Source organism: Pseudomonas sp. NFACC24-1 (assembly GCF_900115235.1).
GTDB lineage: Bacteria > Pseudomonadota > Gammaproteobacteria > Pseudomonadales > Pseudomonadaceae > Aquipseudomonas > Aquipseudomonas fluorescens_AA.
In genome coordinates, this window is record NZ_FOVS01000011.1 from 144,951 (window position 1) to 171,282 (window position 26,332).

Consider the following 26,332-nt stretch of genomic DNA (forward strand, 5'->3'; position numbering starts at 1 on the left):
ACTTTTATGAAAGCCGGAGCCAGGTAAGCCCGGGACGATTAAGTGCTTACGAGAAACAGTCCTCTATTCAGGAGGCGTCGGATGTCCCCTAACGTTGTTGCTGGCACTGTTCGGACTCGGGGTCGGATATGGATAGGCCGATGCTGTGCGATATCTGTCAAGGACAGCTATTCAACAATCGCCTTTTTGATATCCCCGTGCTTGTTTTGCAAGTAAATCGTGTAGGGCAAAACAAGCGTGTCAGCGAGCCCGGACAGCCCCATATCCAACGCAATTAGCGATGCAGAGGGCTGTCCGTCGAAGCCGGTGCTTTGACGAGGTGCAGCATCAAGCGTGCAGTAATCAAAAACAGCACCGCTATAGATTCTTGGCACCGAGTCGCAGTGCGAGTTCCAGCGGGCCAGCTTGTTGCTTGCGATGATGTCGTCGCGGAAGGTGGTATTGATGGTTCCACAGCCCGAAACTGACGTGGCTACGAGAAGCGCCCAAGCGGTTCTGAAATTCATCAGATTGGCTCCTTGCCAAAAAAACGAAGATTAGCCGAAGCCGTGACATTGCGCTTCAAGACGGCGCTTACTGGCATGTCCCCGGCTTCACACAGTGGTTACATCCGGTGCAAGCGGTCTCGATGATCATCAATCGATTCCTGCCCAGTGATTAGAGAGTTCCGCAGGCAGTGAGCATCGCCTCGTAATGAATTTACCGGCGGTCCGACCCTTTGGAATTACTGCCGCCCCGGGGGACTCCATTTATCGAGGAATATGTATTTCTCAATAGCGGTGAGCACCGCCCGAGGTAAATGGAATGACGTCGTTCGAAGAATTCAGGGCCACATCCCATGAGCTTCTCAAAGAGCTGGATGCCGCAACGATAAAAATGATGATGCTGGTTTCTGCGAAAGAGGTCTCCGGTCCTTCTTGGGAGGATGCCACCCAGCGCCATCATGACGCTGTGGATGCTTGGCATTCCTTTCTCAATATTCCTACGAATTTCGCGGCGGATCCGCCTCTTTCTTAGGTGAACTCGAAATTGTGGTCCGTCATCCACTTTTCGGAGAGCCGCTCAGGCGCGATGCAGCGCCGAGCGTCATCCGAGACGCAGATACCTGAACCAGACAGGGCCCGATACCGCGAGTGTGGTCTCTGCGGTGCGGTGCAAAATACCCAAGCCCGGCTCATCGTCTTCATGAAAGCCGGCAAAGACCGTACGTTGTCCCACGGCAGGCATAAGCAACTCCACTTCGGTTGCAGTCGAGTTACTGGTGTATCCCATGACCAATCTGACTTTTTGCCCTTCACGTGGGGAATGAGGTAGCTCCAGGTTTCCCGGCTTCCCATGCAAGTCTTCGCCGAGAGACCAGCGTTTTCTGGTGCCATTGACGAAGAACTTTGGGCGCTCCAGCAGGGCGCCCAGTAGGGTGGCAAGCCTGTCCTGCACCGCCACCCTGAATGTGCAATCTATTAAACGGATATCGCCATTCTGGCTGGCAGTGAGCAAGTCTCGATCATCATAGGTATCAACGATAACGGAGCCATACGCTTGGAGCAGGACTGGCGCAATGGGAGGTCGAGTGCCTAGGCAGTCGATCCTTGAGACGCAACCGCCTGTCATCGTGTATTCGCCTGGCGCTTGAGGCTTGAAGGCGATACCGTCTTCCTGAGCAAAACCACGACAGTTTCTTATGGAGGCTATCACTCGAAAATTCGCGTTATTGCCCTGTGTAGCAATGGCCTCACCCACCATGTTTTCCAGGTCGAGTTTGAGTGCGAACAGGCTTTCTTTTGAGGGGAGTCTGTCATCGAGATTTACATCCACGTTCAGGCCGGAGCCATGGGCATTGTGGACGGTGAGCTCCTCGCATACTGCAATGGACGCGTCGGCGAATTGAATTTTACCGGGCCTGACCCAGAGCCGTTGCGGCACATTCAATTGGGATCGATATTCAAGTCCATCGACAACGATCCTGCGCCAAAATCGATACTCGATTGGGGTCCCGGCGGGTTTTGCCGTGCCAGAGCTTTGTGTATGCAGAAGAAGCTCCAGATCGCCGACACCTTTATTGCTGATGATCGTGATGTCACGCATCAGGAGGTCGCCATCGCAGAACCCTCCCGTATCACCTCTTCCTTTCACAAACCCGTCGCTGCGGCTTGCCATATTACGGGCATGGAAGGTCACCGTATCGAGATCTAAAGTGCCGAGTGCCGTCACAAGAATCCCGCTATGTCCTACCACCATGTTGCGCAATCGCAACCATTCCATGAATGGTTGATGGAAATCCACACGGCTGAGCACGCCGTCTCGCAGGGTGACCCGTTGGCAAAGATTGTTACCGGTCGCGCCCCATCCTTCACCGTCGGCATGGGGCGTTATTTCTATGTCGTAGCAGGTATTGAGTTGGAAGTTATAAGCATAGTTGAAATTTTCGTTCCGGATCGCCCACTGCATCTCCGTGCGAGCCCTCACCTGACAGCATTCAGCAAAATAAACATAGGTTGGGTTGCGTGGCGTATAGATATTTTCATCCTGGATGAAGCGCACATCCAGATCGAGCAAGCTGGTGCTGACACGCACGTATTCGTTTGATTCAGCGTTGTTGCGGATGTCCAGCGTTAATCCCTTGACCGTGCGTCGTCGATCTTCCATTCGAAATACTTTCACAGAGGATACGTTAACGCCGGCCAGGGAATACCTTAGCGGCGAGGACACAACGCCATCCTTGTAGACTCTGTTTAGCTCGATCCTTTTTTTTGCCTCCGAGCGGTAGGTGTAAAAATCCTGTTCGGTATAGATGATGACAAAACTGTCGCTGACTTCCGGACGGCCGAACCAGCCCGAGAATCGTGACGAGCCTACATCGAGATCCTGAGAGCTCATCAAAAGCCTGACCACGGCAGAGTCTGGCCCGTAGGTCTCTGCGCTGTTTTTTCTGCCAAAGACAAAGCGCCCGGACCAAGCCGAACAGTCGAATACGGCGCCAGAGAAATCGCAATCGGTGGTGAGTTCAATGAGGCCGTTACCGAGGAGTTTGAACCGGCCCCTTGCAACCAGCGTCGCTTGCGCCTCGTTGGCCGCCCTTGCTGCTTTCTGCAAAGCGGGCACGCTATCTTCGTTGCCCAAGGGGTCTGCACCGAATGCCGCCAATGACATTCGCTCCGACGCGTCGGCAAGTACGCGAAGTTTCAGGCCTCCGGCAGTCACCAGATGAGGTTCGGCCGTTTCTGCCATGACTTCATACCGGAAGCCTTGCGCTAGAAGAGAGTCTCCTGCCGATATTGTCGAGTCATTCAATTCGACATCTTCCAGCATTTCGGAGACCGAACTAAACAACGCGCCGATGCGTGCAGACAGGTGGCGCACGAGTTTGGCTTCGGTAATTGAGTTGTCAGGTAATTCTTCAAGTTTAAAGTTCATGGTTCTATTTCCTACGTAATAAGTACCGAGGTACTACCTTAGGAATGAAATTGAATGCGGGGGTGCACCAGATTTTATGCAGTCAGTTTTCAGCAGGCGAGTTGAGTAAGTAACTGCTTATGTAACCTGTGATATGTTCGAGTGATAACTGTCAGGTATGGCAGAAGCGACAAGCGGTCAGTTGGCTGTGGTTGCTGCGGGTGAAGTCAAGAACACCTGATTCAACCGATACTTCGCCCCAGCACCCACTGACTAAAAGCCCGCACTTCCACCTGCCGCTCCCTTCCCGGCACGCACACCACCGTATACCGCGCACCCGCCAAGCGAACCTCGGGGCGATAATCAACCAGCTCCCCACGCGCAACCGCCTCAGCAACCAGCACATTGCTGGCGAGCACCAACCCGTGCCCGGCGATCGCCGCTTGCAGGGCATGCTGTTCTTCGTCATAGCGCCGCAAACGCGCGCGCTCCAGCCAGCCGAGGGTACCGGCCTTGGCGCACCATGCAGGCCAGTCGATTGCGACGTTTGCGCTGCTCAGCCATGGCACGTCGATCAGTTCAACAGGCGAGCCCGCCGCGGGTGGTTGCCAACCGGGGCGGCAATAAACGCCAAAATACTCATCCAATAAAGGCTGTTCGTACAGCTGTGGATCCGGCCTGAACAGGGCACGGATCGCCAGGTCGATGCTGGCGTCTCGTCGCAGATCCACCACGTCGTTGCTGCTGTGCAGCCTGACGTCGATTTCCGGGTGCAACCGATGAAAGTCCCCGAGCCGAGGTATCAGCCACAGGCTGGCGAACGCCGGCGTTGTGCTCACCACCAGGGATTGCGCGGTACACGATGGCGACAGTATCTGCAGGCCCTGCTGGATATCGAGCAGGGCGCGGTGCATATAAGGGTGAAGGCGCTCGCCGTCGGCGCTCAGGCGCACGTTTTGGCTGGAGCGATCGAACAGGCGCACGCCAAGGAAGGCTTCAAGGCTTTTGACTTGGTGGGAGATCGCCGCCGGGCTGACGTTCAGTTCCTGAGCCGCCGCCTTGAAGCTGCCCAGCCGTGCGGCGGACTCGAAGCCGCGCAAGGCGGTGAGGGGCAGTTTGGCGAACATGGGCGGGTAGGTTACTCAGGTTGAGCGTGGCTCAATTTAGCTCAATTGTGCGCGGGTGCTCAACTTGCCAGGCTGGGGGCTTCCAACTCGGCTCAGGAGCCCACCGATGCAAGGCACTCCCCGTAAAATCCTCCAGGCCATCCTCTACGAAGCCGGCGGTGTGCTGTTCGTGGCCCCGGCGCTCGCGCTGACCTACGAACAAGGGATGGGGTATTCAACCCTGCTGTCGCTGTTGATTTCTGCCGTCGCGCTGGCCTGGAACATGCTTTTCAACGGCCTGTTCGAGTGGTGGGAGCGCCGCCAACCCAGCCGCCGTCGCAATTGGAAGCGACGACTGCTTCACTCCCTCGGATTTGAAGGCGGCTTGACGTTGATCCTCACTCCGGTGATTGGCGCATGGTTGGGCATCAGCCTGTGGCTGGCGCTGGTGACCAACCTGGGGTTGTTCGTGTTTTTCTTTTTTTACGCGCTGGTTTTTCAGTGGGGGTTCGATCGAGTGTTCGATGTTCCGCTTTCGGCGCAGACTGCAGCCAATGCCATGACTGGGCAGGACTGATTTGAGGTCTGTAGGCTTGGCTATCCAAATTCCCACGACTCAGAAACAACAAGCCCGCACACGCATGACGAGGTGCGGGCTGTTGATGAGCCGAGCCTGCAATCAGAGACGCATGCCTTTGAACGGGTTCCAGCCTTGCTCGCCCTTCACTTCTTTGAGGTAGTACGCGTAGTTGGCCATGAGTGCGTACATCATCGACAGGGCGATGCTCAGGCCTGTGCTCAAGGGACGGGGAAACTCCATGCCGATGAGTGCGAAAATCACGCTCAATGCGATATTGATCGCCAGGAAAATACCCAGCAGGGCCAGGTTTTTCTTCCAGAGCCCCAGGACAAACAAATAGATAGGGCCGAAGAAAAACGCAATCACGTTGGCGTTGATGAGGATTTTCTTCTTGACGCCAGGCAGCGTCTTGACGGCTTCCTTGTAGCGCGGGTCGTTTGGCGCACCGTAGGTGTCAAAGAAGTCGAAGCGTTCCTGCCACTTGGCGCTGTATTTGCCCGTGCTTTGTACTTGTTCAGTCGTGCTCATTTTCAAGGCTCCTGTTTTCCATAAATAGTTGTCTTTCTTCCAAGAAATCCTGTGCTCTGGTCTAGAGCATTGGTTGCTTTGGTTTTATCGAAGATTCGAGCGAGTTGTCCGGGGTGTTTATTTTGCCGCTTTATGACCGTTGATGTGGAACATTCCGCATTGGCAGCTTGAGCGGTCGCTTGGTCTGTGACGCGCTTCACTCTATTGGTTTCAATGGCACCTACTGCTGCAAGGCCATCAGGTAGTCAGTTGCCTTGCGGTACTTTTCAATTCGATCCAGGTCTTTCTGGCTTGGCTCGCTTATGCGGGATAAATCGCTGTTTTCCGCAAGGTCGGCCAGCTTCACTCGACGCGCGATCGGGTCGCGTGCAGCCCGCTCGATAAAGGCCTGGTAAGTCTCGCCTTCGCGTTTGGTGAGCGCGTCGATGGCGCCCAGGATTGCATCGCTGAAGCCTTCATCGCGCAGGTCGGCGAGGGTTGTCGCGGTGTCTTCGACCACGTCGTGCAGCACCGCCACGATGCGCTCTTCGTCATGGGCCAGGCGCAGCATGACCCTCAGGGGGTGCAAAATGTAAGGAGCGCCGCCCTTATCCACTTGCCCTTCATGGGCCAGCGCGGCAATCGATATCGCTTTTTCAAGGGTGCTCATGGTATTCACCTATGGCGTAGTGGCAGTTTGAATGACGCCCATTTTGAATCGGGAAATGGGGCACGGTACGCGCTCATCGCGGGCTTTACGACGGATAGGATTCGCCAAGTTGACGGATATAGGTTCGCCAAGAAGTTTTCGCCATGAAGATTCAGCTTCATACTCCCAGCTTTTTCACCGTGAATAACCAGAAGAGGCGATGTTTTGTCGAGCGAACAACCCCATTTGCATGAGTTAAAGCTGAAGCACATTTACGACGGTTTCAAGCAACTGATCCCCCTCGCTCTTTTTGTCGTCGTGTTCGGCGTTGCTTTCGGCCTGGCGGCTGCGCAAACGGGCTTGAGCGATACGTCAGCCGTGCTCATGAGCACCTTGGTTTTCGCCGGCGCGTCTCAATTTGCCGCGTTGGATCTGTGGGGGCAGCAAGTGCCGGTGGTTCCGCTGATGATCACCGTCTTCGCCATCAACGCCCGGCACTTGTTGATGGGCGCGACGCTTTACCCGTGGCTGCGGGAGTTGCCCGTTGCCAAACGCTACGGTGTGATGCTGGTTGTCTCGGACGCCAACTGGGCCATGGCGATGCAGGCGTTCAGTCAGGGCAAGCCGGGACTGGGGATTTTATTTGGCGGCGGCATTGCACTGTGGGTCACTTGGATTCTGGGGAGTTGGCTGGGGCTTCATTTTGGCAGCGCTATCGAGAACCCGGTCAGTTTCGGGCTCGATATGGTGATGGGCTGTTTCTTGTTGGCGATGGTCGTGGGCGGGAAAAAGAACCTGCGCATGCTCATCATCTGGACCGTGGCGGCTTGCTCATCGCTGTTGGCCTATTGGTATTTACCGGCTAACAGTCATGTCGTGGTGGGGGCTTTGGCGGGGGGCATTCTGGGAGCACTGTGGATGGAGAAAAAACAATGAATATTGAAACGGCGGGGTATGGCACCTTGCTGGTCGTATTGATAATGGCCGCCGTGACATTGGCGACTCGGTGGGGCGGTGTTTTTGTGATGTCCTTCGTGCCGATCAACTATCGGGTGCAGCAGTTCATCACGGCCATGTCCGGCTCGGTGCTGGTGGCGGTGCTGGCGCCACTGGCGGTTAAAGGCGACAACGGTGCGCGGCTGGCCCTGCTGACCACAGCGGTCATCATGCTGATACTGAAAAAGCCCTTGCCGGCGATTGCCGCCGGCATCCTGGCCGCTGCTTTAGCCAGGCAATTGTGAAGCAGGGAGTCGCCCGCCCGCCGCGGGCGATGAATCCAATCGATGCGCAGGTCAGTAGTTGAGTGCAGCGGCCTCCCCGAACGAGTGCTCTTGCACACCCGCCAGGAGGTGCAGGGGGATGTCTGGTTTCGTCTCGTTGGACGCAATCTCGAAACTCCCCACCACCTGTCCCTGAAGCGCACTCAGCCGCATCGACTCTTCTTCCTTTGCCTTTGCCATTCTCGCGTGGTTCGCTGCGATTTCGTTGAGAGTTGACACGGTACATCTCCGTTTGCTGACCAAGCATTGATTGATTTGCCGCCGCGTCAGAATTACGTCGTTCTTGGCTGCTGGAGCAAGCCGGTGCAAACCCTAAGCCAGACTTTGTCGTCGGTTGGCCGTAACGTTCGACAAGCGACGAATGGCGGGCAAAGCACCCAGGCAGACGCGTACGACGCTGCAACGTTGCAACCATGCCTCAACAATAAGTCACTGATAATACAAACCGATCTATTCGAAACGATTGTGTGTGCCGGGCCGTTCCACGTCTTCGAGGCCCAGCTCGATCACTCCGGATCGACGCCATAGGCTGCCGGCGCGGGTGTCGTTTTTTTAAATGCCACGATCACTGCGATGCCGATCAGGCTGGTGGCGAATGCCAGCAGCAGGATCACCTGTTGCGTGCCGATAGGCGCGGCCAGCACTGCGACCAACAGGCCTGCCAGCGGTTGGGACAAGTTGTTGAGCAGCGTAATGACGCCAACGGTCTTGCCGAAATCCTGGGGCGGAATGACTTGTTGGCGGATGCTGCGCATGTACACGTTGAACATCTTGTCGAAGCCGACGACCAGCAGGAAACCGACCACATACCCCCAGGCATGGGGGCTGAACGCGGTGATGAACGCACCGGCGGCAATCAACGTGTAGGACAGGGCACCCAGCAATTTCAAGGGCAGCGTGACCCGCGCCAGGAAGAACAGGATGACGATGGTGGTCACGGCACCGGCCGCCTGCACCCCGGCGTAATAGTCCTTGCCGGTGCTGTATTGACCGATGACCATGGCCGCCGAAGTGGCGAGTGTGACACCGATGATCAAGTTGACGCCCACCGCCAGGCTGATGACTTTTTTCAGTTCCGCCAGGTTGCGGATATGGCCGAAAGCGATGCGCAACGGGTTGAGCCAGAGGTCGTGATGTTGCTCGAACGTTTCCAGGGTGACCGAACTGGTGCGCTGCCAGTACAGCATCGCCAGGTCCGCCAGCAGGAACAGTCCGGCAATCGCCAGCACCACCCAGTGCCACGCCCACACCTCAAGCATCAGCGCGGCGAGCAACGGGCCCAGCACCAGGCCGGTCTGGTCGGCGATTTGCGAGTACGACAGGGTCTTGGTGTAGGTGTAGTGCTTGAATATGTAAGGCATCACCACTTCGCGGGCCATGATGCCCTGGGTGGTCAGTACGCCACACAACGCCGAGAGGGCCACGATCCAGTAGATGCCGCCAAAGATCGCGTACAGGACCACTGCCGCGACACACGCCGCGGCGCGATAGACCTGGCTGATGTGCAGGATGCGGATGGGCGAGAACTTGTCGCACAGGGCGCCGCAAATCGGGAACGACAAGTAGCGCGGCAGGGACTCGACGAAGAAGGCCAGGCCCGCCCAGGAAACGCTATTGGTGGTCTGGAACACAATCAGCGGGACGATGAACAACAGTATCTGGTCGGCCAGCCGGGAGAGGAACATTGAGGTGAAAAAAGCCAGGTAATCCTTGCGCATGGTGTTCTCGTGTCGAGGAGCTGGGGAGCCGGTCAATAGGCAGAGCCGGACGCGTCATTCAGGTTGTGTCGCTCGTCGCCCTTGAGGGGCGGATTGAAGACGCTGACCAGGATCAGGTCCTGGTCTTTCCCGCCGCGCAGGTAATGACGGTCATGCTGGTCGAGTACGTAGATATCGCCGGGGCGAATCGGGCCGCGCCACGTAGCTGCGATCACGCTTGAGCCGCAGCAGTTCGTCCATGGACAGCTGCCGTCGCGCCAGGCCGGATTCATGCAGGCCGGTCACCTGTTCTCGCCTGATCACTTCGAGCACGTCGTCGGCACAGTTCGCGGGTTGGCTTTCGATCACGGCGGTGCCGCCAAAGAACAACGGCATCATGATGTTGTAGACGCCGTAGTCGGAAGCCAGGGTCGAGTAACTGAGGATGACATCGCTGGCGGTATTGCCCAGGTAATCGATGACGCTGGTCGCGGCCGCGATCATGATGGGGTGGTTGACCACCACGCCCTTGGGGTTGAAGGTGGATCCGGAGGTGTAGAAGATCGAGGTCGGCAGGCGTTCGTCGATAGCGGGAAGCGGTTTTTCCAGGTCGTCCGGCGTCAGTGCTTCCAGGGCTTTTCCAAGGCCGGGGGCGTCTGCCGGGAGGTCCTGGGGCGCACCGAATACAAGGATTGTCTCCAGCTTGGCCACCGAGTCCAGCACCCCTGGATCCTCATAGCGATCGGTGAGCAATACCCGGGCATCGGTGTGCTCCAGTTGGTAGAGCAGTTTGCTGCGGCTGTAGGTGGGGTGTGTCGCGGCAGTGATTGCGCCGATTTTCAATACGCCCAGAAAAGCCGCGATCAAGTCTGCGCTGATCCGCGAGTACAGGGCCACACGGTCGCCACGCTTGACGCCGCACTTGATCAGCAAAGCGGCGATCGATGTGGCGCGCTTTTCCAGGGTGTCATACCGAGTGTGGACACCGTCGATTACCAGTGCTGATTTACCAGGCGTAAGACGGGCATTGTTTTCGAAGAAATGATGAAAAAGAGGCATCAGCGATCCCTTTGCATTAACCGCCTGTCGTTTCAATTGAATCGAAGATTCACCAGGACGGCGATATTTATCGGCGAGAAGAAATACACGCCAGTGCAGGATCGAGAAGAGTATTCAGAGGCGATAGGCAGTGGGGCACCGAGAGGCGGCACAAGCGTGATCTCCTTGTTGTTTTTATTGCCATCCATGATGAAGCTGTAGCTTGAAGTCGGCCTGATAGTTCCATTCGGAAGTTTGACTGTCAAGCTTGCCGGGCCGAGCTGGTGCAAGGTTTTTGTCACGGTATCGTGACAATATTAGATGTCCGAAGAAAGTGTGGGAAATTGCCTAAATATAAGTTTTCAACCTAAGTAAGAATATTCTTGAAACCCAGTAGGCCCGCGTACTGATAAAAACGGAATGTTGCCTCGGTTGTATGGGGCTTGTATCCGCGGTTGCGGCTGCACGAACCGATGACCGTGTTGATCGTCTACATTGACAGGGGGATATCCCCTTTCTTGAGAGCATTACCATGTTCACATCGCGCTCGTTGATTGCAGCTTTAACCTGCCTCGCCCTGGTGGCGGCTTCCGAGGTTGTCGTGGCGGACCCGGGTAACGGCAAGGGCAACGCCCAATTCGATCAAGGCCAGGGCCACGGGCAAGGAGGTAAAGGCGGGCAGGGCAACAAGGGCGGTCAAGGCAATCCCGGCAACAAGGGCAACCAGGGCGGCAAGGGAAACCAAGGTGGCGATTGGCAGAACGGCCCGAGCATTGACCGTGGCGGCATCCTGGGCGTGATTGGCGGCTATCGCGATTATTGGAGCCCTGGCCCGGCACTGCCGCCGGGTATCCAGAAAAACCTGGCCCGAGGCAAGCCGTTGCCCCCCGGCATCGCCAAGAAGCTTGATGGCCGGCTGCTGGGGCGGTTGCCGCACTATGACGGTTATGAATGGCAGCAGGTCGGCACGGACCTGATCCTGGTGGCGATCGCCAGTGGCATCATCTATGAAGTGCTCAATGGCGCGTTCGACTGACCCCGTGTTCCAACTGAACCTCCTGTGGGAGCGAGCTTGCTCGCGATGGCCTAGTGTCAGTCATTTGATCATTGGCTGAACGGACGCTATCGCGAGCAAGCTCGCTCCCACCGTTTCGGTATTCACCACAAACACCTTGCGGGACAGGTTTTGTATCAGCTCTCAAGTTGTCGCAGGCGTTTGTACAGGGTGTTGCGGCTGACGCCCAAGCGTCGCGCCAGGTGTGAAATGTTTCCGCCCACGGCCTGCAGTTGGCGGTTCAAGTCTTCGGTGTCGTTGAGGTCTACCCTCAGCGGCTCCGGTGTTTCCACCGGCTCCATTTCCAGGTCGACAAAAAAGTCGTCGGGCAGGTGCTCCGGCCGGATCGGCTGTTCCTCGGCCATCGCCAGGGCCACTTGCAGCACGCTGCTGACCTGTCGCAGGTTGCCCGGCCAGGGATGGCGTTCGAACAAATCCAGTACCTCACGGCTCAGGCCGGCCCATTGGGTCGGTTCGCGGTGGTGTTCCCAGAGGCGTTTGAACAGCGCCTGCTTGTCGCTGCGTTCGCGCAGGGGCGGCAGTTCCAGGGTCAGGCCGCCGATGCGGTAGTACAAGTCTTCGCGAAACCGCCCCAGCTGCACCTGTTCGCGCAGCGAGCGGTTGGTGGCGGAGATGATACGGATGTCTACCGGGAACAACTCGGCGCTGCCCACCGGTTGCACGCAGCGCTCCTGCAAGACCCGCAACAGTCGGGCCTGGGTCGGCAGTGGCATGTCGCCGATTTCGTCGAGGAACAGCGTGCCGCGGTCGGCCTTGCGGATCAGGCCGATGCTGCCTTTCTGGTTGGCGCCGGTGAACGCGCCTTTTTCATAACCGAACAGCTCCGACTCCACCAACTCGGCGGGGATCGCGGCGCAGTTCACGGCAATGAACGGCTGCTTGCAGCGCGAGCTGGCCTGGTGCAGGGCTTTGACGAACACTTCCTTGCCGACGCCGGTCTCGCCATGGATCAGCAGCGGAATGTCCTTCTCCAGCAAGCGCTCGGCCTGGCGCACGGCTTTTTCCACACGGTTGTCACCGAAGTGCAGGGTATTGAGGCTGATGGTGTTGCTGGCGGGGGCTTGCGCAGGCGTCGCCTCGGTGAAGACCCGTGCCCTGATCGACACCTGGCTCGGACGCCTGAGCAAGCACTGGAATCGATTGCTGCCGGAGGCTTGCAGGGCGAACGGCAGGCCGTCGGGTTGGTTCAGCAGTTCCAGCAGCGAAACCTTGAACAGGCTTTCAATACTCACCCGTGACAGGCTCAGGCCCAGCAGGTTGTCGGCCCGGCGATTGGCTGACAGGACTTGGCCGCTCTCGTCGAAGATCAGCAGCCCCGCCCATTGGCTGTCGAGGTTGTTCAAGCCGGTGTTGAAGGTCAGTTGGAAGTGTTCACCGCGAAACAAGTTGAGGATCAGCCGGTTCTCCACGGTCTGGCTCATCATCTTGACCATGCCCAGGGTGTGGGAAGGCGGCAGGTAGCTGTCGCTGGAGACGTCCAGCACGGCGATGACCTTGCGCTCGGCATCGAAGATCGGCGCGGCGGAGCCGGTCATGAAGCGATTGGCCTTGAGGAAATGTTCATCGTGCTCGATGTGCACTGCCTGTTCGCAGGCCAGCGCGGTGCCGATGGCGTTGGTGCCGGTGCAGCGCTCCATCCAGCTCGCCCCGGCGCTGAAGCCATGGGCCAGTTTCGGCTCGATGAAGCGCTGGGTGCCCCAGGAGGTCAGCACTTGGCCCTGGTTGTCGGCCAGCATGATCAGGCAGTTGGAGTTGCTCAGGATGTTCTCGTAATACGGCAAGACTTCCTGGTGGGTGGTCTGCACCAGCGAATGCTGGCTCTCCAGCAACTGGGCGATGCCTTGGGCGGGCAATTGATCGAAGGCCGGCACGCTCTGGTGGTTCAGGCCAAAGGCACGGCAACGGGACCAGGAGGCCTGGATGATGGCCTCGTGGGACAAGGCAGGAGCAGGTGCGGCCATGGGGCACTCTCGCAGGTGCTGTTTTTTATTGTTGTGGCAAGTCTCGCACAGACTCCTTGTGCTGGGGCAGGCCTGAATAGCACGTAATAACACAGACCATTGTGGGAGCGGGCTTGCTCGCGAAAGCGCCGTGACAGCCGACATTTGTACTGACTGACACACCGCCTTCGAGCAAGCCCGCTCCCACAGGGATCGAATTCAGGCTAACCGAAAACGTTCATTCAGTGTTGTTCAAAATTGTTCATTGTCAACCCGTGAATTGTTCAGTTGTTCAGTCGTGGCTGTTCACTTGTGTTCATCTGCGAACGTGTTTTTCTCGGATTTTTTTACAAAAATAAGCAAGATCAAGGGGTTGTGATTTCTGGCACGGCTTTCGCTTTTAAGCTTGGGTCGCTTGACTCCAAATAATAAAAAGGCCGAGCCATGTCATTAAAGCTTGAGCACATCTGTCGCACCGTCGAAGGCCAGACCTGGATCGACGATGCCAATCTGAGTTTCGAACCCGGATCCTTCAACGTCCTGTTGGGCCGTACGCTGTCCGGCAAGACCAGTCTCATGCGTCTGATGGCCGGTCTGGACAAGCCCGACAGCGGCCGCATCCTGATGAACGGCGTCGACGTCACCAACCGCCCGGTGCGGCTGCGCAATGTGTCGATGGTTTACCAGCAGTTCATCAACTACCCGACCATGACTGTTTTCGAAAACATCGCCTCGCCGTTGCGCCAGGCTGGTGTGTCCGACGAAGTCATCCAGAGCAAGGTGCTGGAAACCGCCAGGATGCTGCGGATCGAGAAGTTCCTGCAGCGCCATCCGCTGGAATTGTCCGGCGGCCAGCAGCAGCGCACGGCCATGGCCCGGGCGCTGGTCAAGGACGCCGAACTGATCCTGTTCGACGAGCCCCTGGTGAACCTGGACTACAAGCTGCGTGAAGAGCTGCGCCAGGAAATGCGCGAGCTGTTCCAGGCCCGCCACACCATCGCTGTCTACGCCACCACCGAGCCTAACGAAGCGCTGGCCCTGGGCGGCACCACCACGATCCTGCATGAGGGCCGGGTGATTCAAAGTGGCAAGTCGTCTTCTGTCTATCACCAGCCACAAACCGTGCTGGCCGCCGAGCTGTTTTCCGAACCGCCGATCAACCTCATGCCGGGTCGTATCGCCGGCAACGAAGTCAGCTTCGCCAATTTCGTGCACTTCCCGCTGAACGTCGACCTGCGCCCGGTGGGCGAGGGCGAGTTCCGTTTCGGCGTGCGCCCCAGCCATATTTCCCTGGTGCCGAGCAACGACGACGACCTCGAACTGGCGGTGACCGTCGAAGTGGCCGAGATCAGCGGCTCGGAGACATTCCTGCACGTGCGCAATGAACATTTCCTGCTGGTGCTGCATTTGCCGGGGGTACATGAGTACGACGTGGATGCGCCGATTCGCATCTACATTCCGACCCATAAACTGTTTGTCTTCGACGCCCAGGGCAAGCTGGTCCAAGCCCCAGGGCAGCGTATCGCGAGGGTTGCCTGATGGCTGAAATTCGTTTGCAGAACCTCGCCCACAGCTACACCAGCACCCCGGCGGGCCCCGAGGATTACGCGATCCGCGAGATGAACCACATCTGGGAGCAGGGCGGCGCCTATGCGCTGCTCGGACCTTCGGGCTGCGGCAAGTCCACCTTGCTCAACATCATTTCCGGCTTGCTCAGCCCTTCCGAAGGGCAGGTGATGTTCGACAGCAAAGTCGTCAACGACCTGACCCCGGAACACCGCAACATTGCCCAGGTTTTCCAGTTCCCGGTGGTGTACGACACCATGACGGTGTTCGACAACCTGGCGTTCCCGCTGCGCAACCAGGGCATGGCCGAAGCGCGGATCCACACCAAGGTGCAGGAAATCGCCGAGGTCCTGGACCTGCAGAACCTGCTGGACAAAAAGGCCCGCAACCTCACCGCCGATGAGAAGCAGAAAGTCTCCATGGGCCGCGGGCTGGTGCGTGACGATGTGTCGGCGATCCTGTTCGACGAACCGCTGACGGTGATCGACCCGCACCTGAAATGGAAATTGCGGCGCAAGCTCAAGCAGATCCATGAGCAGTTCAACATCACCATGGTCTACGTCACCCACGACCAGTTGGAAGCCTCGACGTTCGCCGACAAGATCGCGGTGATGTACGGCGGCCAGATCGTGCAGTTCGGTACGCCCCGGGACTTGTTCGAGCGCCCGAGCCACACCTTTGTCGGCTACTTCATCGGCAGCCCGGGGATGAACCTGATCGAGGTCACGGTGCAGCCTGGCGGTGTCGGTTTCGCCTCGACCCACTTGCCGCTGTCGGAAACCTTGCAACGTCGTGTCGCCGAAGCCGAAGGCAAAAGCCTGAAGGTCGGTATCCGTCCCGAGTTCGTGCATGTCTGGGATGGCCCCTACGACGACGCGATGCAGGCTGATGTGGTGCACGTCGAAGACCTGGGCACCTACAAGATCCTGACCCTCAACCTCGATGGCGCACCGCTGAAGGTCCGCCTGGCCGAAGACAAGCCCGTGCCCGAAGGCACGGCGTACATCAGTTTTCCGGCCCAATGGCTGATGGTCTATGCCGATGAATACTTGCTGGAACCGTTGAGCGAGGTGCAGCCATGAACAAGGTGCAGAACAACAAGGCCTGGTGGTTGGTATTGCCGGTGTTCCTGCTGGTGGCCTTCAGCGCCGTGATTCCGATGATGACCGTGGTCAACTATTCGGTGCAGGACATCTTCGACCAATCCAGCCGCTACTTCGTCGGCGCCGACTGGTACAAGCAGGTGCTGCTCGATCCGCGGCTGCACGATTCGCTGCTGCGCCAGTTCATCTACTCGGCGTGCGTGCTGCTGATTGAAATTCCCCTGGGCATCGCCATCGCCCTGACCATGCCGACCAAGGGCAAATGGTCGTCCCTGGTGCTGATCATCCTGGCGATTCCGCTGCTGATCCCGTGGAACGTGGTGGGCACCATCTGGCAGATTTTCGGCCGCGCCGACATCGGTTTGCTGGGCTCGACCCTCAACGGCCTGGGCATCAACTACAACTATGCGGCCAACACCATGGACGCCTGGGTCACTGTGTTGGTGATGGATGTCTGGCACTGGACTTCGTTGGTGGCGCTGCTGTGCTATTCGGGGCTGCGAGCGATTCCCGACGTGTACTACCAGGCTGCGCGGATCGACCGGGCGTCGAACTGGGCCGTGTTCCGTCACATCCAGTTGCCGAAGATGAAGAGCGTGCTGCTGATCGCCGTGATGCTGCGTTTCATGGACAGCTTCATGATCTACACCGAGCCGTTCGTACTCACCGGCGGCGGGCCGGGCAACGCCACCACGTTCCTCAGCCAGACCCTGACGCAGATGGCTATCGGCCAATTCGACCTGGGCCCGGCGGCGGCGTTTTCCCTGGTGTATTTCCTGATCATTCTGTTGGTGTCCTGGCTGTTCTACACCGCCATGACGCACTCCGACGCCAACCGTTGAGGCCCGCACAATGAGCAAGAAAAAGCTGATTCCGCTGTTGATCTACATCCTGTTCCTGCTGGTGCCCATCTACTGGCTGCTGAACATGTCGTTCAAGAGCAACACCGAGATCCTCGGCAGCCTGACCCTGTGGCCGCAGGATTTCACCTTCCACAACTACAAGGTGATCTTCACCGACCCAAGCTGGTACACCGGTTACTTGAACTCGCTGTACTACGTGAGCCTGAACACGGTGATTTCCCTGGGCGTCGCGTTGCCGGCCGCCTATGCGTTTTCCCGTTATCGGTTCCTGGGGGACAAGCACCTGTTCTTCTGGCTGCTGACCAACCGCATGGCGCCACCGGCGGTGTTCCTGTTGCCGTTCTTCCAGCTGTATTCGTCCATCGGGCTGTTCGACACCCATATCGCCGTGGCCCTGGCCCATTGCCTGTTCAACGTGCCGTTGGCGGTGTGGATCCTCGAAGGGTTCATGTCCGGGGTGCCGAAAGAAATTGACGAGACCGCCTACATTGACGGCTACAGTTTCCCCAAGTTCTTCGCCAAGATCTTCATTCCGTTGATCGGCTCCGGCATCGGTGTGACGGCATTTTTCTGCTTCATGTTTTCCTGGGTCGAACTGTTGCTGGCGCGCACGCTCACCTCGGTGAATGCCAAGCCGATCGCGGCGGTCATGACCCGTACGGTATCGGCGTCCGGTATCGACTGGGGGGTGCTGGCGGCGGCGGGGGTGTTGACCATCCTGCCGGGCATGCTGGTGATCTGGTTCGTTCGCAACCACGTGGCCAAGGGCTTTGCCCTGGGCCGGGTCTGAGGAGTCGATGATGGAATGGATGAACTGGACCGGCCCGACGGCGGCTTTTTTTGGGGTCATCGCCTTGCTGCTGGCAGGCATGACCACGTGGGAACTGCGTTCGCCGAGCATCCCTCGGCGTGGTTTCCTGCCGATTGCCACCACCCGTGGCGATCGGTTGTTTATCGGTCTTCTCGGTAGCGCCTACCTGCACTTGCTGGTGATCGGCGCCACCGACTGGAGCATCTGGATAGCGTTCGCGTTGTCTTGGGTGTGGCTGTTGGCAGTGATGCGGTGGGGCTAATCGCGACAATTCGACGATCAGGCTCTTAAACCCAAACAGGAGGTCTCTATGTTCGATAAAAACAATAAGCTGCGACATAGCGTTTCATTGGCAGCCATGCTGGCACTCAGCGGGCTGAGCGCTACGGCCTGGGCCGACGCCTATGAAGACGCCGCTAAAAAATGGATCGGCAGTGAATTCAAGCCGTCGACCCTGACAGCCGAGCAGCAGCTCGAAGAACTCAAATGGTTCATCAAGGCCGCCCAGCCGTTTCGCGGGATGAAAATCAACGTGGTGTCGGAAACCATCGCCACCCACGAATATGAATCCAAGGTGCTGGCCAAGGCTTTCAGCGAAATCACCGGGATCCAGCTGACCCACGACCTGCTCCAGGAAGGCGACGTGGTGGAGAAGCTGCAGACCCAGATGCAATCGGACAAGAATATCTATGACGGCTGGGTCAACGACTCGGACTTGATCGGTACGCACTTCCGCTACGGCAAGACCGAATCGATCACCGACCTGATGGCCAACGAAGGCAAGGACTTCACCTCGCCGACCCTGGACCTCAAGGACTTCATCGGTATTTCCTTCACCACCGCGCCGGACGGCAAGGTCTATCAACTGCCCGACCAGCAATTCGCCAACCTGTACTGGTTCCGCGCCGACTGGTTCGAGCGTGCGGACCTGAAGGCCAAGTTCAAGGAAAAATACGGCTACGAGTTGGGTGTGCCGGTGAACTGGTCGGCCTATGAAGACATCGCCAAGTTCTTCTCCGAAGACGTCAAGGAGATCGATGGCAAGCGCGTCTACGGGCACATGGACTACGGCAAGAAAGACCCGTCCCTGGGCTGGCGCTTCACCGATGCCTGGTTCTCCATGGCCGGTGGCGGTGACAAGGGCTTGCCCAATGGTTTGCCGGTGGACGAGTGGGGTATTCGCGTCGAAGACTGCCATCCGGTCGGCTCCAGCGTGACCCGCGGCGGTGACACCAACGGTCCCGCGGCCGTGTTCGCCACCACCAAATACGTGGACTGGATGAAGAAGTACGCGCCACCGGAAGCGGCGGGCATGACCTTCTCCGAGTCCGGCCCGGTGCCGTCCCAAGGCAACATCGCCCAGCAGATCTTCTGGTACACCGCTTTCACGGCCGACATGACCAAGCCGGGCCTGCCGGTGATGAACGCCGATGGCACGCCGAAATGGCGCATGGCGCCATCGCCACGCGGTCCGTATTGGGAAGAGGGCATGAAGCTGGGCTATCAGGACGTGGGTTCCTGGACGTTCATGAAGTCCACGCCTGAGAAGCAGAAACTCGCGGCCTGGCTCTATGCGCAGTTCGTGACGTCCAAGACCGTGTCGCTGAAGAAGACCATCGTTGGCCTGACGCCGATTCGTGAGTCGGACATCAACTCCCAGGCGCTGACCGACCTGGCACCGAAACTCGGTGGACTGGTGGAGTTCTACCGCAGCCCGGCCCGCGTGCAATGGACCCCGACCGGGACCAACGTGCCGGACTACCCACGCCTGGCGCAATTGTGGTGGAGCCACATCGCCGAAGCTGCCAGTGGCGAGAAAACGCCGCAGCAGGCCCTCGACGGGTTGGCCAAGGACCAGGATGCGATCATGACCCGCCTGGAACGCTCCAAGGCCCAAGCCACTTGCGCACCTAAGATGAACCCTGAGCGCGACGCGCAATACTGGTTCGACCAACCGGGCGCACCGAAGCCGAAACTGGCGAACGAGAAGCCTAAAGGCGAAACCGTGAGCTACGCCGAGCTGCTGAAATCATGGGAGGCGGCACGCAAGTAAAGCCCCGGATGTGAAAACGAACGGCACCGAAAGGTGCCGTTTTTTTTGGGCCAGGGCTTACCGCAACAAACAGACCCGCCGCTATCGCGAGCAAGCCATCCACATAAACCGGCAGGCAAAAAAACCGGCGTAACCGAGGTCGCGCCGGTGGTGGTGCCAGTGGCTGCACGGATATTCGTGGGTCCGTGCAGCCACCGTTGAACCCGTGTCGGTTATGCCCGTTCCAGCGCCAGGGCCACGCCTTGGCCGCCGCCGATGCACAGGGTCGCGAGGCCTTTCTTGGCGTCGCGCTTGATCATTTCATGCAGCAGCGACACCAGGACCCGGCAACCCGACGCGCCAATAGGGTGGCCCAGGGCGATGGCGCCGCCATTGACGTTGACCTTGTCCATGTCCCATTTCAGTTCCCGGGCCACGGCCAGCGACTGGGCGGCGAAGGCTTCGTTGGCTTCGATCAGGTCCAGTTGGTCCAGCGACCAGCCGGCCTTGTCCAGGCAGCGACGGGTGGCCGAGACCGGGCCGATGCCCATGATTGCCGGGTCGACGCCGGCATTGGCGTAGGCACTGATTTTCGCCAGCACCGGCAGGCCCAGGGCCTTGGCTTTTTCCGCGCTCATCAGGATCACGGCGGCGGCACCATCGTTGAGCGAGGACGCATTGCCCGCGGTGACGCTGCCGTCCTTCTTGAAGGCAGGCTTGAGCTTGCCCAGGGATTCGGCGGTGGTACCGGCGCGCGGTTGTTCATCGGTGGCGAACGCCACGGGATCGCCTTTGCGCTGGGGAATCAGGATCGGCGTGATCTCATCGGCAAACCGACCGCCCTCGATGGCGGCAACGGCCTTCTGCTGGGAAGCGGCGGCGAAGGCGTCTTGCTCCTCGCGACTGATGCCGTACTTGTCCACCAGGTTCTCGGCGGTGATGCCCATGTGGTAATCGTTGAAGGCATCCCACAAGCCGTCGGTGATCATGCTGTCGATCATCTTCGCGTGGCCCATGCGCAGGCCGGTGCGGGCGGCCGGCAGTACATACGGGGCCAGGCTCATGTTTTCCATGCCGCCGGCGATGATCACTTCGGCATCGCCACAACGAATCGCCTGGGCGCCCAGGTGCAACGCCTTGAGGCCCGAACCGCAGACCTTGTTCAGGGTCAGCGCCGGCACCGCATGGGGCAGGCCGGCGAGGATCGACGCCTGGCGCGCCGGGTTTTGCCCGGAGCCCGCAGTCAGCACCTGGCCGAGGATCACTTCATCGACCTGCTCGCCGGACAGGCCGGTTTGCTCCAGCAGGCGCCGAATCACCGCAGCACCGAGTTCCGGTGCGGGAATGGAAGCCAGCGAACCCTGGAAACTGCCAATGGCGGTCCGGGTAGCGGCGACAATCACGACTTCTTGCATCGAATCTCTCCTCACTGGGCAGCGAACTGCATTTCAGGCACGTGGTCCGGCACGATCAATTTGCCGGCGGTCTTGGCGACGATTTCCTCGACGCTGACGCCTGGGGCGCGTTCTTTCAGGATGAAGGCGCCGTCCTGGATTTCCAGGTAGGCCAGGTCGGTCAGCACGCGCTTGATGCAACCGGCGCCGGTCAGCGGCAGGCTGCAGCGCGGCAGCAGTTTCGACTCACCGTCTTTCGACGCATGGGTCATGGTGACGATGATGTTCTCGGCACCGGCCACCAGGTCCATCGCACCGCCCATGCCCTTGACCAGCTTGCCGGGTATCATCCACGAGGCAATGTTGCCTTCGACATCCACCTCGAATGCGCCGAGCACGGTCAGGTCGATGTGGCCGCCACGGATCATGGCAAACGATTCGGCCGAAGAGAAGATCGAGGCGCCGATGCGCGCAGTGACCGTCTGTTTGCCGGCGTTGATCATGTCGGCATCGACTTCGGCTTCGGTGGGGAATGCGCCCATGCCGAGCAGGCCGTTTTCCGACTGCAGCATGACTTCCATGCCTTCGGGAATGTAGTTGGCGACCAGGGTCGGAATGCCGATGCCCAGGTTTACGTAGTAGCCGTCCTGCATTTCGCGGGCGACGCGTTGAGCCATTTGTTCGCGGGAAAGTGCCATGTTCTTATTCCTTCATTCGGGCCGGGGGCAGGGGATCACTTGCGCACGGTGCGCTGTTCGATGCGTTTTTCGAACGTGCCGCAAATGACCCGGTCGACGTAGATGCCAGGGGTGTGGATCTGCGTCGGGTCCAGCTCGCCGGGTTCGACGATTTCTTCGACTTCCACCACCGTGATCTTGCCCGCCGTGGCGGCCAGCGGGTTGAAGTTCTGGGCGGTGTGGCGATAGATCACGTTGCCGAAATGGTCGGCCTTCCAGCCTTTGACGATGGCGAAGTCGCCGGTGATGGATTCTTCCATCAGGTACTGGCGGCCATGGAACTCACGCACTTCCTTGCCTTCGGCCACCGGCGTGCCGACGCCTGTAGCGGTGAAGAACGCCGGGATGCCGGCGCCGCCGGCGCGCATTTTTTCGGCGAGGGTGCCTTGGGGGGTGAGCACGACTTCGATTTCGCCGCTCAGCAGTTGCTGCTCGAACAGGGCGTTCTCGCCCACGTAGGAGGCGACCACCTTGCGGATCTGCCGGTCTTCCAACAGCACGCCGAGGCCGAAACCGTCGACGCCGCAGTTGTTGGACACCACGGTGAGGTCGCGGATGCCCTTGCGCTTGATCTCGGCGATCAGGTTTTCCGGAATACCGCACAGGCCGAAGCCGCCGGCGATGACGGTCATGCCGTCCTTCAAGCCTTCCAGCGCTTGTTCATAAGAGCTCACGCGTTTGTCGAAACCTGCCATAGACACCTCTTTTATTCTTGATGGGGTCGCAATGAATGCAGTGTTGCGCCAAGTCATATATTTGTTAAGTTGATTTTTAGGTTGGATTGATTGATAAAACTCAACAATTGCCTCCTTCTGTAGGAGCTGTCGAGTGCAACGAGGCTGCGATCTTTCCAAAAACACTTGAATCCCAAGCAAAAGATCAAAAGATCGCAGCCTTCGGCAGCTCCTACCCCACCGGACACAAACACCCATGACCCTCAAGCAAATCCGCGCCTTCCTCGCCGTGGCCCAGAGCCTGAGCTTCGCTGTGGCCTGCGAGCGGCTGCACCTGTCCCAATCGGCCTTGAGCCTGACCATCAAGGCCCTGGAAGAAGGCCTCGGCGGTCGTTTGTTCAGCCGTAATACCCGTAACGTGGCGTTGACCCCCGAAGGTGAATCCTTGCTGCCACTGGCTCGACGGCTGGTGGCCGACTGGGACAACGCCGAGGACGAAATGCGCCAGCGCTTCACCTTGCAGCGCGGTCGCGTGACGCTGGCGGCGATGCCTTCGTTTGCCGGCAACTTGTTGCCGCCGATCCTCAAGACCTTCCGCGCCCGCTATCCGAATGTCAACGTCACGGTCAACGATGTGATCAACGAACAAGTGCTGGAAATGGTTCGTGATCGTCATGTCGAACTGGGCGTGGCGTTCGAGCCGATGCAGGGTTCGTCCCTGGCGTTCACGCCCTTGTACCTCGATCGCTTCGTCGCGGTGGTGCCGTTGGATTCAGCTTTTGCCCAGCGCGACGAAATCCACTGGGAAACCCTGCTGGAGCAGCCGTTCATCACGCTGCAACGACCCTCCACCGTACGGGTGATGCTGGAAGAGCATCTGCGAGCCCGGGGCATGAAGCTGCCGGTGGAGTTCGAGAGCCACCAGTTGGCGACCGTCGGCCGGATGGTCGCCAGTGGGCTGGGGGTCAGTGCCGTACCGGCATTGTGCGTCGGGCAGATGCATGAGCTGGGTGCCCGCTGCATCACCTTGAGTGACCCGGTGATCGAGCGAGCCATCGGGGTGCTGACCAAGCCGGGCCATGAACTGTCGGCGGCGGCGCAGGCGTTGTTCGATACGCTCAGGGATCAGGAGTTGGGTATGCAGTTGGCCGCAGGTTGACCCCGGCCACTGTGGGAGCCGGCTTGCTCGCGAAAGCGGTGTGTCAGTCGACAGCAGTATCGAATGTTCCATCGCTTTCGCGAGCAAGCCCGCTCCCACAAAGGGTCCGGGTGTTGCTAAAACGGGTGTTGTGTCAGCAATGGCAGTAATTGCTCACACGGCTCTTCAAGCTTGAGGTCCAGCAGCTCATCGGCCCGGGTCTTGCCTCGGTTGATCGCCAACAGCGGCTTGCCCTGGTCCTTGATGGCCCGGCACAGGCGAAACGCCGAATAGGCCATCAGCGACGAACCCACCACCAGCAGGCCTTCCGCTTGCTCGACGGCTTGCATGGCGCGGGTCGCGGTGAGGGGGGCGACGTTCTCGCCGAAAAACACCACGTCGGGTTTCAACCGCTCGCCGCCGCAATGGGGGCAATGGGGCACTTGAAAGCGCGCCTCGAACGCGGGGTCGAGCAGGGTGTCGCCATCGGGGGCCTGCACCGCATCGACACCGGCCAGATAAGGGTTTTCGGTTTCCATCAACCGTTGAATCTGCTGTCGCTCGCTGCGCTGGCCGCAATCCAGGCACAGCACACGATGCAGGCTGCCGTGCAGTTCGATGACGTCCTGGCTGCCGGCCTGGTCGTGCAGGGTGTCGACATTCTGGGTAATCAAGCCGGTGATGCGTTGCTGCGCCTGCAACTCGGCCAAGGCTTCGTGAGCCACATTCGGCCTGGCCTGCCTGACCCGCGGCCAGCCCAGCATCGCCCTTGCCCAATAGCGCCGTCGTGCCTCGGGCTGGGCGAGGAACTCCTGGTACATCATCGGTTGTCGACCCCGACGGACCCCGTCGCTGTCGCGGTAGTCGGGGATGCCCGAAGGGGTACTGATGCCGGCGCCGGTGAGCACCAGGAAGCGGCGCCCGGCGGTGTACGCCAGTAACTGATCGATGGGTGCCTGGTGAAGGTCTTCGGGCATGGGAGGTGTCTGCGCTGGCCTTGGGCCGTTGAGGTTAGCACTTGGATCGAGTCGACGCCTTTCGTCGCCCTGGGGCTGGTTTGTTCAAACTTTCCCCCGTGCCGCGCTATCCACTTTTATGTGCGGTACTTCAGAACCCCCGCATGCCGAAGCCAAGCGCTGAGCAGCAAAGAGCGGCCGGTCCTAGGGGGCGACCGCTCCTGAAACTGCCGAGAGAGGAAACGTATGAAGCGGACCAAGGGTGAAGTACGGGCCATCAATCGAGAGAGTTCAATGGTGGGTGTGTACGTGAAGCAAGAGGACCGCCATACGGTGCTGAAGCTGAGTTCAGCCAGTGACATCGATATTGGCGACATCCTGGCGTGGGACAGTGGTACGGCCTTGGGTACCCAGTCCTATCACAACCTGACCAAGGGCTGGACTGCCGATGTGTATGTGGCCAACCACGGTGTTGCGGCGGCGAACCTTGATGTCCGGTTGTGACGACGCCTTCAGCCCGTGACCTCGGGAGAAAGAGCATGAGCAAATTAAAGTGCGGTTGCCCTGATTGCCAAGGCGAGATGGATCCGCAACGGATGTTCAACCACTAATCCGGGTATCGGCGACAGGGTATCCGGACGCCGCAAGCCGGTCAGTGCGGTGGTGCAGGACAACGCCGGCAGCCCGCGAGTTTTGGCTTCCTGGAACGGCGCGAGGCCAGGTGACGAGACCGGTGCAATGGGGTGCCGGCGTTGCTTGGCCTTTGGCGGACAGCGTGGAAAGACACGCACTGTTTTTAATGTTGAAGCGAGGCAGTTGTGGGAGCGAGATTGCTCGCGATAGCGTCGGATCAGCCTGCATTGATATGACTGACACACCGCCATCGCGAGCAAGTTCGCCCCACAGGACTGTCACTGGATGAAGTTTCGGTCTCGGCCTGTTTAATAGCCTGTTGCACTAAAGACCACGGCAGCGGCGATATGAATTGAGCATTGACCACTCGTCGCCGTTTGCCGCGTTTCCTTCAAACCTTGGCGGCGTCATGTTTTCCGAATAAGACGAGTCAGCAAGGCTCGTGGATATCAACTAAACGAGGTGAATGAAATGGCTAACACAGGTAATAACAACCCTGGCAATTTCGCTAACGATCGTGAGAAGGCATCGGAAGCCGGGAAAAAAGGTGGCCAGGCGTCGGGTGGCAACTTCGCCAATAATCCTGAGCGCGCCTCCGAGGCTGGACGCAAGGGTGGCCAAGCGTCAGGCGGCAATTTTGCCAACGACCCGCAACGCGCCGCTGAAGCCGGTCGCAAAGGCGGGCAAGCATCGGGGGGTAACTTTGCCAACGACCCTGAGCGGGCTTCGGAAGCCGGCCGCAAAGGTGGCCAGGCGTCGGGCGGCAACGTTGCCAATGACCGGGAAAAAGCCTCCGGGGCCGGCAGGAAAGGGGCTGAAAAAAGGTTCTTCACGGATTACCGGGAAAGACGCTCTTGATCTTCATGAAAAAGAATTCGCTATCCCGGTAACCGTACGCCATCCGCTTGATGACCTTTATTCGATTGTTTATTCCTTCCAACTGACCGGTGTGCATCGGCCAGCGAACCCGGCTCACGATGCCCCGCCAGTAACCCTTTAGCCGTTTGGCGAACTGGATCAGAGCTGGTATTTCGCTTTCATGCGCATGGCGCAGCCATTGCTTCCAGGCCGATCGCCAACCCCAGGCAGTACTCGGGGTCCAGAGTGTTTTGAGTTCAGCCTTCATCAAGTAGACCGTCATCAACGCTTGGTTGGCCGCC

28 protein-coding genes and 1 pseudogene are annotated in these 26,332 nt (G+C 59.0%); 14 read left to right on the forward strand and 15 right to left on the reverse strand.

Going from position 1 to position 26,332, the window contains the following annotated elements; translation table 11 throughout:
• Window positions 1-167 precede the first annotated feature (167 nt).
• Window positions 168-506, reverse strand: a complete 339-nt coding sequence (locus tag BM317_RS12780) for a YceK/YidQ family lipoprotein (RefSeq protein WP_092166974.1) — start codon at window positions 504-506, stop codon at window positions 168-170.
• 298 nt (window positions 507-804) lie between these two features.
• Between BM317_RS12780 and BM317_RS12785 the strand changes: the two genes are divergently transcribed.
• Window positions 805-1,017, forward strand: a complete 213-nt coding sequence (locus BM317_RS12785) for a hypothetical protein (protein WP_092166977.1) — start codon at window positions 805-807, stop codon at window positions 1,015-1,017.
• A 69-nt stretch (window positions 1,018-1,086) separates the two neighbouring features.
• Here the strand turns inward: BM317_RS12785 and BM317_RS12790 are convergent, their stop codons facing one another.
• On the reverse strand, window positions 1,087-3,414 hold the full coding sequence (locus BM317_RS12790) for a hypothetical protein (RefSeq protein WP_092166980.1): 2,328 nt from the start codon (window positions 3,412-3,414) through the stop codon (window positions 1,087-1,089).
• Window positions 3,415-3,635: 221 nt separating this feature from the next.
• Window positions 3,636-4,520, reverse strand: coding sequence for a LysR substrate-binding domain-containing protein (locus tag BM317_RS12795; protein ID WP_092166982.1), 885 nt, complete (start codon window positions 4,518-4,520; stop codon window positions 3,636-3,638).
• A 106-nt stretch (window positions 4,521-4,626) separates the two neighbouring features.
• Between BM317_RS12795 and BM317_RS12800 the strand changes: the two genes are divergently transcribed.
• The gene (locus BM317_RS12800) at window positions 4,627-5,076 is read left to right on the forward strand and encodes a PACE efflux transporter (RefSeq protein WP_092474482.1); all 450 of its coding nucleotides are present in this window, start codon (window positions 4,627-4,629) and stop codon (window positions 5,074-5,076) included.
• Between the two features lie 102 nt (window positions 5,077-5,178).
• Here the strand turns inward: BM317_RS12800 and BM317_RS12805 are convergent, their stop codons facing one another.
• Window positions 5,179-5,607: a DUF2628 domain-containing protein gene (locus BM317_RS12805; protein WP_060741463.1), complete on the reverse strand. Its 429-nt coding sequence runs from the start codon at window positions 5,605-5,607 to the stop codon at window positions 5,179-5,181.
• 220 nt (window positions 5,608-5,827) lie between these two features.
• Entirely contained in the window at window positions 5,828-6,256 is a 429-nt protein-coding gene (locus BM317_RS12810; RefSeq protein WP_092166986.1) for an HD domain-containing protein, read from the reverse strand.
• 204 nt (window positions 6,257-6,460) lie between these two features.
• On the opposite strand from BM317_RS12810, the gene BM317_RS12815 reads away from it, so the two are divergent.
• Together BM317_RS12815 and BM317_RS12820 are read left to right on the forward strand one after the other, a co-directional pair.
• Window positions 6,461-7,171, forward strand: coding sequence for an AzlC family ABC transporter permease (locus tag BM317_RS12815; RefSeq protein ID WP_092166989.1), 711 nt, complete (start codon window positions 6,461-6,463; stop codon window positions 7,169-7,171).
• Entirely contained in the window at window positions 7,168-7,476 is a 309-nt protein-coding gene (locus BM317_RS12820) for an AzlD family protein (protein ID WP_092443208.1), read from the forward strand. The genes BM317_RS12815 and BM317_RS12820 overlap by 4 nt, the downstream gene beginning before the upstream one ends.
• A gap of 51 nt (window positions 7,477-7,527) precedes the next feature.
• On the opposite strand, the gene BM317_RS12825 is transcribed toward BM317_RS12820, so the two are convergent.
• The 4 genes and pseudogenes from BM317_RS12825 to BM317_RS12840 form a co-directional block, all read right to left on the reverse strand.
• Window positions 7,528-7,734 carry a hypothetical protein gene (locus BM317_RS12825; RefSeq protein WP_092166994.1) on the reverse strand — a complete coding sequence of 69 codons (207 nt, stop codon included), beginning with the start codon at window positions 7,732-7,734 and terminating at the stop codon, window positions 7,528-7,530.
• A 287-nt stretch (window positions 7,735-8,021) separates the two neighbouring features.
• Window positions 8,022-9,233, reverse strand: coding sequence for an MFS transporter (locus tag BM317_RS12830; RefSeq protein ID WP_092474484.1), 1,212 nt, complete (start codon window positions 9,231-9,233; stop codon window positions 8,022-8,024).
• A 32-nt stretch (window positions 9,234-9,265) separates the two neighbouring features.
• A pseudogene (locus BM317_RS12835) lies at window positions 9,266-9,424 on the reverse strand (ectoine synthase); the annotation flags it as partial.
• Window positions 9,384-10,271 (reverse strand): AMP-binding protein, encoded by an 888-nt coding sequence (locus BM317_RS12840; RefSeq protein ID WP_256574136.1) that lies wholly within the window; start codon window positions 10,269-10,271, stop codon window positions 9,384-9,386. The pseudogene BM317_RS12835 and the gene BM317_RS12840, both read right to left, overlap by 41 nt.
• Window positions 10,272-10,782: 511 nt before the next feature.
• Between BM317_RS12840 and BM317_RS12845 the strand changes: the two genes are divergently transcribed.
• Window positions 10,783-11,286, forward strand: coding sequence for an anti-virulence regulator CigR family protein (locus BM317_RS12845; protein ID WP_092474486.1), 504 nt, complete (start codon window positions 10,783-10,785; stop codon window positions 11,284-11,286).
• Between the two features lie 155 nt (window positions 11,287-11,441).
• On the opposite strand, the gene BM317_RS12850 is transcribed toward BM317_RS12845, so the two are convergent.
• On the reverse strand, window positions 11,442-13,286 hold the full coding sequence (locus BM317_RS12850) for a sigma-54-dependent Fis family transcriptional regulator (RefSeq protein ID WP_092167000.1): 1,845 nt from the start codon (window positions 13,284-13,286) through the stop codon (window positions 11,442-11,444).
• 423 nt (window positions 13,287-13,709) lie between these two features.
• Here BM317_RS12850 and BM317_RS12855 point away from each other — a divergent pair, with 423 nt between their 5' ends.
• The 6 genes from BM317_RS12855 to BM317_RS12880 are packed head-to-tail and all read left to right on the forward strand — an operon-like array spanning window position 13,710 to window position 19,661.
• Window positions 13,710-14,804 (forward strand): ABC transporter ATP-binding protein, encoded by a 1,095-nt coding sequence (locus BM317_RS12855; RefSeq protein ID WP_092167002.1) that lies wholly within the window; start codon window positions 13,710-13,712, stop codon window positions 14,802-14,804.
• Complete coding sequence (locus BM317_RS12860) at window positions 14,804-15,913, forward strand: ABC transporter ATP-binding protein (RefSeq protein ID WP_092167004.1); 1,110 nt, start codon at window positions 14,804-14,806, stop codon at window positions 15,911-15,913. The genes BM317_RS12855 and BM317_RS12860 overlap by 1 nt, the downstream gene beginning before the upstream one ends.
• Window positions 15,910-16,776 carry a carbohydrate ABC transporter permease gene (locus BM317_RS12865; RefSeq protein ID WP_030142069.1) on the forward strand — a complete coding sequence of 289 codons (867 nt, stop codon included), beginning with the start codon at window positions 15,910-15,912 and terminating at the stop codon, window positions 16,774-16,776. Before BM317_RS12860 ends, BM317_RS12865 begins: the two co-directional genes overlap by 4 nt.
• A 10-nt stretch (window positions 16,777-16,786) precedes the next feature.
• Window positions 16,787-17,587, forward strand: coding sequence for a carbohydrate ABC transporter permease (locus BM317_RS12870; protein ID WP_092167007.1), 801 nt, complete (start codon window positions 16,787-16,789; stop codon window positions 17,585-17,587).
• Between the two features lie 10 nt (window positions 17,588-17,597).
• Entirely contained in the window at window positions 17,598-17,870 is a 273-nt protein-coding gene (locus BM317_RS12875) for a DUF2160 domain-containing protein (RefSeq protein WP_053123382.1), read from the forward strand.
• Window positions 17,871-17,918: 48 nt separating this feature from the next.
• Window positions 17,919-19,661, forward strand: coding sequence for an ABC transporter substrate-binding protein (locus BM317_RS12880; protein ID WP_092167009.1), 1,743 nt, complete (start codon window positions 17,919-17,921; stop codon window positions 19,659-19,661).
• Window positions 19,662-19,873: 212 nt separating this feature from the next.
• On the opposite strand, the gene BM317_RS12885 is transcribed toward BM317_RS12880, so the two are convergent.
• Genes BM317_RS12885 through BM317_RS12895 form a run of 3 tightly spaced genes read right to left on the reverse strand, consistent with a single transcriptional unit; the run spans window position 19,874 to window position 22,466 of the window.
• The gene (locus BM317_RS12885; RefSeq protein WP_092145523.1) at window positions 19,874-21,055 is read right to left on the reverse strand and encodes an acetyl-CoA C-acetyltransferase; all 1,182 of its coding nucleotides are present in this window, start codon (window positions 21,053-21,055) and stop codon (window positions 19,874-19,876) included.
• An 11-nt stretch (window positions 21,056-21,066) separates the two neighbouring features.
• A complete protein-coding gene (locus tag BM317_RS12890; RefSeq protein WP_003180355.1) occupies window positions 21,067-21,732 on the reverse strand; it encodes a CoA transferase subunit B in 666 nt (221 codons plus the stop codon).
• A gap of 35 nt (window positions 21,733-21,767) precedes the next feature.
• The gene (locus tag BM317_RS12895) at window positions 21,768-22,466 is read right to left on the reverse strand and encodes a CoA transferase subunit A (RefSeq protein ID WP_072406964.1); all 699 of its coding nucleotides are present in this window, start codon (window positions 22,464-22,466) and stop codon (window positions 21,768-21,770) included.
• Between the two features lie 235 nt (window positions 22,467-22,701).
• Between BM317_RS12895 and BM317_RS12900 the strand changes: the two genes are divergently transcribed.
• A complete protein-coding gene (locus BM317_RS12900) occupies window positions 22,702-23,604 on the forward strand; it encodes a LysR family transcriptional regulator (RefSeq protein ID WP_092167014.1) in 903 nt (300 codons plus the stop codon).
• A gap of 116 nt (window positions 23,605-23,720) precedes the next feature.
• Here BM317_RS12900 and BM317_RS12905 read toward each other — a convergent pair whose 3' ends face one another.
• The gene (locus BM317_RS12905) at window positions 23,721-24,560 is read right to left on the reverse strand and encodes an NAD-dependent protein deacetylase (protein WP_092167016.1); all 840 of its coding nucleotides are present in this window, start codon (window positions 24,558-24,560) and stop codon (window positions 23,721-23,723) included.
• Between the two features lie 225 nt (window positions 24,561-24,785).
• Between BM317_RS12905 and BM317_RS12910 the strand changes: the two genes are divergently transcribed.
• Together BM317_RS12910 and BM317_RS12920 are read left to right on the forward strand one after the other, a co-directional pair.
• On the forward strand, window positions 24,786-25,043 hold the full coding sequence (locus tag BM317_RS12910; RefSeq protein WP_092474488.1) for a hypothetical protein: 258 nt from the start codon (window positions 24,786-24,788) through the stop codon (window positions 25,041-25,043).
• 600 nt (window positions 25,044-25,643) lie between these two features.
• Window positions 25,644-26,030 (forward strand): con-10 family general stress protein, encoded by a 387-nt coding sequence (locus BM317_RS12920; protein WP_092474490.1) that lies wholly within the window; start codon window positions 25,644-25,646, stop codon window positions 26,028-26,030.
• On the opposite strand, the gene BM317_RS12925 is transcribed toward BM317_RS12920, so the two are convergent.
• On the reverse strand, window positions 26,002-26,332 hold a 331-nt coding region (locus BM317_RS12925), incomplete at its 5' end, for a transposase (protein WP_139236030.1). The two genes, BM317_RS12920 and BM317_RS12925, sit on opposite strands and share 29 nt — an antisense overlap.

What these genes read in the sequence shown, in the direction of transcription:
- BM317_RS12820 (WP_092443208.1), top strand. Translation starts at nt 7,168, where the DNA reads ATGAATATTGAAACGGCGGGGTATGGCACCTTGCTGGTCGTATTGATA.
- BM317_RS12855 (WP_092167002.1), top strand. Translation starts at nt 13,710, where the DNA reads ATGTCATTAAAGCTTGAGCACATCTGTCGCACCGTCGAAGGCCAGACC.
- BM317_RS12840 (WP_256574136.1), bottom strand. Translation starts at nt 10,271, where the DNA reads ATGCCTCTTTTTCATCATTTCTTCGAAAACAATGCCCGTCTTACGCCT.
- BM317_RS12795 (WP_092166982.1), bottom strand. Translation starts at nt 4,520, where the DNA reads ATGTTCGCCAAACTGCCCCTCACCGCCTTGCGCGGCTTCGAGTCCGCC.
- BM317_RS12890 (WP_003180355.1), bottom strand. Translation starts at nt 21,732, where the DNA reads ATGGCACTTTCCCGCGAACAAATGGCTCAACGCGTCGCCCGCGAAATG.
- BM317_RS12885 (WP_092145523.1), bottom strand. Translation starts at nt 21,055, where the DNA reads ATGCAAGAAGTCGTGATTGTCGCCGCTACCCGGACCGCCATTGGCAGT.
- BM317_RS12850 (WP_092167000.1), bottom strand. Translation starts at nt 13,286, where the DNA reads ATGGCCGCACCTGCTCCTGCCTTGTCCCACGAGGCCATCATCCAGGCC.
- BM317_RS12780 (WP_092166974.1), bottom strand. Translation starts at nt 506, where the DNA reads ATGAATTTCAGAACCGCTTGGGCGCTTCTCGTAGCCACGTCAGTTTCG.
- BM317_RS12805 (WP_060741463.1), bottom strand. Translation starts at nt 5,607, where the DNA reads ATGAGCACGACTGAACAAGTACAAAGCACGGGCAAATACAGCGCCAAG.
- BM317_RS12875 (WP_053123382.1), top strand. Translation starts at nt 17,598, where the DNA reads ATGGAATGGATGAACTGGACCGGCCCGACGGCGGCTTTTTTTGGGGTC.
- BM317_RS12790 (WP_092166980.1), bottom strand. Translation starts at nt 3,414, where the DNA reads ATGAACTTTAAACTTGAAGAATTACCTGACAACTCAATTACCGAAGCC.
- BM317_RS12900 (WP_092167014.1), top strand. Translation starts at nt 22,702, where the DNA reads ATGACCCTCAAGCAAATCCGCGCCTTCCTCGCCGTGGCCCAGAGCCTG.
- BM317_RS12870 (WP_092167007.1), top strand. Translation starts at nt 16,787, where the DNA reads ATGAGCAAGAAAAAGCTGATTCCGCTGTTGATCTACATCCTGTTCCTG.
- BM317_RS12895 (WP_072406964.1), bottom strand. Translation starts at nt 22,466, where the DNA reads ATGGCAGGTTTCGACAAACGCGTGAGCTCTTATGAACAAGCGCTGGAA.
- BM317_RS12920 (WP_092474490.1), top strand. Translation starts at nt 25,644, where the DNA reads ATGGCTAACACAGGTAATAACAACCCTGGCAATTTCGCTAACGATCGT.
- BM317_RS12845 (WP_092474486.1), top strand. Translation starts at nt 10,783, where the DNA reads ATGTTCACATCGCGCTCGTTGATTGCAGCTTTAACCTGCCTCGCCCTG.
- BM317_RS12865 (WP_030142069.1), top strand. Translation starts at nt 15,910, where the DNA reads ATGAACAAGGTGCAGAACAACAAGGCCTGGTGGTTGGTATTGCCGGTG.
- BM317_RS12860 (WP_092167004.1), top strand. Translation starts at nt 14,804, where the DNA reads ATGGCTGAAATTCGTTTGCAGAACCTCGCCCACAGCTACACCAGCACC.
- BM317_RS12830 (WP_092474484.1), bottom strand. Translation starts at nt 9,233, where the DNA reads ATGCGCAAGGATTACCTGGCTTTTTTCACCTCAATGTTCCTCTCCCGG.
- BM317_RS12800 (WP_092474482.1), top strand. Translation starts at nt 4,627, where the DNA reads ATGCAAGGCACTCCCCGTAAAATCCTCCAGGCCATCCTCTACGAAGCC.
- BM317_RS12810 (WP_092166986.1), bottom strand. Translation starts at nt 6,256, where the DNA reads ATGAGCACCCTTGAAAAAGCGATATCGATTGCCGCGCTGGCCCATGAA.
- BM317_RS12880 (WP_092167009.1), top strand. Translation starts at nt 17,919, where the DNA reads ATGTTCGATAAAAACAATAAGCTGCGACATAGCGTTTCATTGGCAGCC.
- BM317_RS12905 (WP_092167016.1), bottom strand. Translation starts at nt 24,560, where the DNA reads ATGCCCGAAGACCTTCACCAGGCACCCATCGATCAGTTACTGGCGTAC.
- BM317_RS12910 (WP_092474488.1), top strand. Translation starts at nt 24,786, where the DNA reads ATGAAGCGGACCAAGGGTGAAGTACGGGCCATCAATCGAGAGAGTTCA.
- BM317_RS12785 (WP_092166977.1), top strand. Translation starts at nt 805, where the DNA reads ATGACGTCGTTCGAAGAATTCAGGGCCACATCCCATGAGCTTCTCAAA.